4 protein-coding genes are annotated in these 5961 nt (G+C 41.6%); 1 reads left to right on the top strand and 3 read right to left on the bottom strand.

Features of this window, described 5'->3' with window-relative positions; genetic code table 11:
* Positions 1-74 precede the first annotated feature (74 nt).
* The 3 genes from CWB77_RS17770 to prlC form a co-directional block, all read right to left on the bottom strand.
* Entirely contained in the window at positions 75-830 is a 756-nt protein-coding gene (locus CWB77_RS17770; RefSeq protein WP_008467222.1) for a class I SAM-dependent methyltransferase, read from the bottom strand.
* Between the two features lie 65 nt (positions 831-895).
* Positions 896-2074 carry a response regulator gene (locus tag CWB77_RS17765; RefSeq protein WP_138623846.1) on the bottom strand — a complete coding sequence of 393 codons (1179 nt, stop codon included), beginning with the start codon at positions 2072-2074 and terminating at the stop codon, positions 896-898.
* Between the two features lie 162 nt (positions 2075-2236).
* The gene (gene prlC / locus CWB77_RS17760; RefSeq protein ID WP_010390585.1) at positions 2237-4288 is read right to left on the bottom strand and encodes an oligopeptidase A; all 2052 of its coding nucleotides are present in this window, start codon (positions 4286-4288) and stop codon (positions 2237-2239) included.
* Positions 4289-4538: 250 nt separating this feature from the next.
* Between prlC and gorA the strand changes: the two genes are divergently transcribed.
* A complete protein-coding gene (gene gorA, locus CWB77_RS17755; RefSeq protein WP_055013344.1) occupies positions 4539-5900 on the top strand; it encodes a glutathione-disulfide reductase in 1362 nt (453 codons plus the stop codon).
* The last annotated feature ends 61 nt before the right edge of the window (positions 5901-5961 follow it).

The following is a 5961-nucleotide window of genomic DNA, read 5'->3' as shown; positions in this document are numbered from 1 at the left end:
AGCCCGTAGCCCGTAGCCCGTTAACCTTTAACCTTTAACCTTTAACCTTTAACCTTTAACCTTTAACCTTTGACCTAAACCATCGCGGCTTTTACATATACATCAAAGCGGTTCTTCTTGGTTTTGATTTGCATGCTTGGAGTTTTATCATTTAAAAATGGTGCGTAATCGGGGCGTTTCACTACTACACGCTTACTGGCAAGAGGGTAAGCAAAATCGAGTAAATCATCGGCGTCGGTATCGCCACCCACTAACTCTTGGAATACCCGCATTTCTTTTTTAACCAGCGCTGATTTTTCACGGTGCGGGAACATTGGATCAAGGTAAACCACATCGGGCATGCTGTCACATTGAGCAAGTAAGGTATGGCTTGAGCCAAAGATAAGGCTCATATTTTGCTGCATCCATGGGCCAATTTCACTATCGTTATAAGCACGTTGTAAGCCATCATATAACAGTGCAGCAACCACGGGATGGCGCTCATGTAGAATTACTTTACAGCCTAGCGAGGCTAACACAAAACCGTCGCGTCCAAGGCCTGCTGTGGCATCGAGTACCACTGGCGTTGCGCCCTTATTAAGACCAACTGCTTTGGCAATTGATTGCCCTTTACCACCACCAAATTTACGCCTATGTGCAACGGCACCAGTTACAAAGTCTACGTTAATAGCACCTAATTTTGGCTCGTCAGTTTTATACAGGCTTAGTCCTTTATCATCGTAATGCAAGCTAAAACCACTGCTTTGCTCTGCCCATTGAGCAAGCCCAAAGCGTGCTTCTAACTCATTTAAATAAGGTCGACACTCTTTAAACGCACACTGTATAACCACTTCACACTCCGATGATAAATTTCACCGTTATTATACCCAAACAAAGCCAATATACGATCTCTAGTTTAAAACAACTCAATATCGTTATTTTCACTCTCAGGTTCTGGCTGCGTTTGTTGTTTACTTAGTTGTGTTTGAGTAATTAAGTCATCACGCTGTTGAGTGGTTGTTTTTAGTTGGTGCTTAATAAAGGCTAAATCATTAGTGGTTGCAACCAGCTGCTGTGATGTATGACTAAGCTGAGTTATTTGCTGATTAAATTGCGAAGCTGGTATCTCGTTGTGTGTTTGCATTAGCGATTGGAGTTGCTCAAGCTGCTCTGTAAGCTGGCTAATTGCACTCGTTTGCATGGCGTTTTGATTTTTAAGCTGGGCAACAATATCTTTAAAAGCAAGGGTTAGCTCATTGTCGCGCATTAGTCGATATTGGTGCTGCTGTATAGTCACTACTTTTTCGTTAGTTACTTCTAAAATATGCGGAAATAAATCTTTATAGCGGCCATAAAGTGATGGCGTATCTACAGGCATATTTTTAATTAATAGTGAAATATTAGGGTAATTAATAATAGTACTATGACCAATATCAACAAAGCGTTCTGCATTTTTATGCTGTATGAGTAGCTCTTGCTCTAATGGGCATACGCCTGTTTCTTGGCTATAAAACATTCCCTGGTTATTTTGCCAAAAAACAACCACGACATTGAGGTGTAATGGAGTAAAAAAACCTAAAAAGTATTCACTTAGTAATTCTAAATTATCGGCATGATAGCTTTGACAAACAAAACGCATAATGCGCCCCATGTCACCGGTTTCAATCATCGCCATTTCAGCTGTTTTATTGGCCTTTGCTATATCATACTGCAGTGTTGCACACTGCTTGCGGTACTGGTAAAGAATTTTAATCCGTGCCATCAGCTCCTGTGCGTTAAAAGGCTTCAAAATGTAGTCAGCCCCGCCAACACTAAACCCTTTAATACGTTCAGCTTGCCCCACTTTGGATGATAAAAACATTACCGGAATATCTGTTGTGGCTTTATTTTGTTTAATAGTTTGGCAAACCTCATAACCAGACATGCCTGGCATTTCAACATCAAGCAAAATAATATCGGGGTTATATTTAATCGCTTGTCTTATGCCATCTTCACCATTTTTGGCGTGGATCACTTTGCAAAACCCAGCTAAAGATTCTTCAATAATATGGTGCATTAATTTATCGTCATCAATTGCCAGTATTAACTTTGCCATGCGTTAGTCCCTTTTAGTACTTTGTTAAAAGCATAGTACGCCATGTTAAAACTACTAAAATTTATTCAAAATATTCTTTAACAGCGCTGTATTTTAGGCAATAAAAAAGCGCCTCTGGGGCGCTTTTTTAATTATATTTTAATCCGCAAAAATCAACAGACCCTAAGCGGCGATGCCGCTGTGGCGCAGTAGTGCATCTACACTTGGCTCACGACCGCGGAAGTTTTTAAACAGTGCCATTGGCTCTTCGCTGCCGCCTTTTTCAAGAATATGCTGCATAAACGCTTGGCCAGTTTGTGGATTAAAAATCCCCTCTTCTTCAAATTTAGAGTAGGCATCAGCCGAAAGTACTTCAGCCCATTTATACGAGTAATAGCCTGCACTGTAACCGCCCGCAAAAATATGACTAAAGCCATGCTGAAAACGGTTAAACGCTGGCGGCTTAATGACTGAGGTACGACTGCGTACATCATCAAGTACAGCTTGAATGTTACATGGTTTGTCTGCCACGTAGTCATGGTGAATTTTAAAATCGAATAACGAGAACTCAAGTTGTCTTAGCATTTGCATACCTGAGTTGTAATTTTTAGCGGCCAATAGTTTATCTAGTAGCTCTTTTGGTAATGGCTCACCGGTTTCGAAGTGGCCTGAAATAAAGCTTAGGGCTTCTTCTTCGTAACACCAGTTTTCTAAAAACTGACTTGGCAATTCAACGGCATCCCATGCTACACCATTAATACCAGCAACAGGCGCTGCATCGACTTGAGTTAACATGTGGTGAATGCCGTGACCAAACTCATGGAACAGTGTGGTTACTTCATTATGGGTAAACAAAGCAGGCTTATCGCCAATCGCTTTATTAAAGTTACATACCAAGTAAGCAACTGGTGTTTGAAGTTCACCATTAGCGCGCACTTTACGACCCATACAGTCATCCATCCACGCACCGCCACGCTTGTGGTCACGGGCGTATAAATCTAAGTAAAAACGGCCACGTAAAGTATTGTTGCTATCGTAAATTTCAAAAAAGCGCACATCTTTATGATACGTATCGATGTCTTTTTGTTCTTTAACTGTAATACCAAATAAGCGGTTAACGGTTTCGAACAAACCACTAAGCACTTTATCGGCAGGGAAGTATGGGCGTAATACTTCATCTGAAATCGCGTATTTTTCTTGCTTTAGCTTTTCGCTGTAATAACCAAAGTCCCATGCCTGTAGTTCACTAATACCGTGCTGTTGCTCTGCGTATTGTTGCAACTCTTTAAGCTCTTGCTCTGCTTGTGGCTTAGATTTAGCAGCTAAGTCTTCTAAAAATGAAAATACCTGTGCAGGTGATTCTGCCATTTTTGTAGCTAAAGATTTTTCGGCGTAATTATTAAAGCCAAGTAATTGTGCTAACTCATGACGCAGTGCCAGTTCTTCACTCATAATCGCCGAGTTATCAAACTCTCCTGCATTTGGACCTTGATCGGATGCACGAGTAGAAAACGCGGTGTATGTTTCTTTGCGAAGTTCACGGTCGTCTGCGTAAGTCATTATAGGTAAGTAAGAAGGGAAATCGAGAGTGAATACCCAGCCTTCTAAGTCTTTACTTTTTGCTGTATCGGCCGCTAATGCCAGTGCTGACTCTGGTAAACCCGCTAGTTGGCTTTCATCGGTAATATGCTTATGCCATGCAAGCGTGGCATCCATCACATTATTACCAAATTTTGAAGCAAGCTCTGATAAACGCGCACTAATTTCACCGTAGCGTTTTTGCTGCTCAGGATTTAGTGCAATGCCTGAAAGCTTAAAGTCACGCAATGCGTTAGTAACGGTTTTTTGCTGAGCGGTAGTGAGTGTTTTAAATTCATCGCTATTATAAAGCGCGCTGTAAGCCTCATATAAGCCTTGGTGTTGGCCAACAAAAGTAGAATATTCAGAAATAAGCGGTAAACACTGCTCATAAGCTTCGCGAAGTTCATCGTTGTTCATCACCGAGTTCAAATGCGATACCGGTGAAAACAATCGCGATAGTTTATCGTCAGCTTCTTCAAGGGGTAATACTAAATCATTCCAGGTGTATGATTGCTTTGCTAATACATCATCAATTGCACTGCGACAGTGCTCAATACCTTTTTTTAATGCCGGTACTACATGCTCAGGCTTTATTTTTGAAAAAGGAGGAAGTCCTTCAAGCCCAATAAGGGGATTTGTTTGTGCATTGCTCATAGTCATTCTCAGTTTATGCAAATATAAAAATGAAGTTGGGGCAAAATACGTAAATACAAGGGGAAACCTGTTTTACTAGTTAACGAGTGTGTATCTTTAAATGATCACCTAGCAGCTTGATCTGAAATAGCATATCTTTCGTTTGATGAAGGATGTTTGATAGATTTTAGCAGCCCCGAACAAGTGACTTGCTCATCGCATATGCTATCATCGGCACAGAAAAGTTAAATTAATATTTAGAGGATTAAACATGGCTCAGCATTTTGATTACATTGCAATTGGTGGCGGTAGTGGTGGTATTGCATCAGCTAACCGTGCAGCAATGCGTGGCGCAAAAGTAGCATTAATTGAAGCTAAACACATGGGTGGCACCTGCGTAAACGTAGGGTGTGTTCCTAAAAAAGTAATGTGGCATGGCGCTCAAGTTGCTGAAGCAATTAATCTTTATGCTCCTGATTACGGTTTTGATGTTGAAGTTAAAGGCTTTGATTGGTCAAAACTAGTAGAAAGCCGTGAAGCCTATATTGGCCGTATTCACAAAGGCTATGATAATGGTTTAGCTAAAAATGGCGTAACTGTGATCAAAGGTTTTGCAAAGTTTGTTGATAGTAAAACCGTTGAAGTAGATGGCGAACACTATACTGCCGATCACATTTTAGTTGCCGTTGGTGGCCGCCCTACTATTCCTAATATTCCAGGTGCTGAACACGGTATTGATTCAAACGGCTTTTTTGAGCTGAACGAACAACCTAAACGTGTTGCTGTTGTTGGTGCCGGTTATATTGCCGTAGAAATTGCCGGTGTGCTGCACAGCTTAGGTACACAAACTCACTTATTTGTTCGTAAGAGCAAGCCACTGCGTACCTTTGACCCATACATTATCGACACACTGGTTGATATTATGGCAAAAGAAGGCCCAACACTGCACACTGAGTGTTCACCAAAAGAAGTGGTAAAAGAGGCTGATGGCAGCTTAACGATTCATTTTGAGAATGGTTACAGCGAAAATGTTGATCAGGTTATTTGGGCTATAGGCCGCACGCCAACAACCGATAAAATTAACCTTGCTGCAGCAGGCGTAGAAGTAAACGAAAGCGGTTATGTAAAAGTAGATGAATACCAAAACACCACAGCTGAAAATGTATACGCTGTGGGTGATATTATCGAAAATGGTATTGAGCTTACACCGGTTGCTGTTAAAGCGGGTCGTACTCTATCGGAGCGTTTATTTAATAAAGAATTGCCGAACGATTTAAAAATGGACTACAGCCTAGTACCAACCGTAGTATTTAGCCACCCACCTATCGGCACAATTGGTTTAACTGAGCAAGAAGCGATTTCTCAGTACGGCGGCGAAAATGTCAAAGTATATAAATCAAGCTTTGCGGCTATGTATACCGCAGTTACTCAGCACCGCCAAGCCTGTAATATGATGTTAGTGTGTGCTGGTGATGATGAAAAAGTTGTGGGCTTACACGGTATTGGTTTTACCGTTGATGAAATGATTCAGGGTTTTGCAGTCGCCATGAAAATGGGCGCGACTAAGGCCGATTTTGATGCGGTAGTCGCACTACACCCGACGGGTTCGGAAGAGTTTGTTACCATGAGATAAGTTCGAGGTTCGAGGTTCGAGGTTCGAGGTTCGAGGTTCGAGGTTCGAGGTTCGAGGTTCG

The sequence above is a fragment of the Pseudoalteromonas sp. S1610 genome (genome assembly GCF_005887465.1).
GTDB lineage: Bacteria > Pseudomonadota > Gammaproteobacteria > Enterobacterales > Alteromonadaceae > Pseudoalteromonas > Pseudoalteromonas undina.
This window is presented reverse-complemented; position numbering and strand designations above follow the sequence as displayed.

Excerpts from the sequence above, each read along its gene's own strand:
- CWB77_RS17765 (WP_138623846.1), bottom strand. The coding sequence starts at position 2,074 with ATGGCAAAGTTAATACTGGCAATTGATGACGATAAATTAATGCACCAT.
- gorA (WP_055013344.1), top strand. The coding sequence starts at position 4,539 with ATGGCTCAGCATTTTGATTACATTGCAATTGGTGGCGGTAGTGGTGGT.
- prlC (WP_010390585.1), bottom strand. The coding sequence starts at position 4,288 with ATGAGCAATGCACAAACAAATCCCCTTATTGGGCTTGAAGGACTTCCT.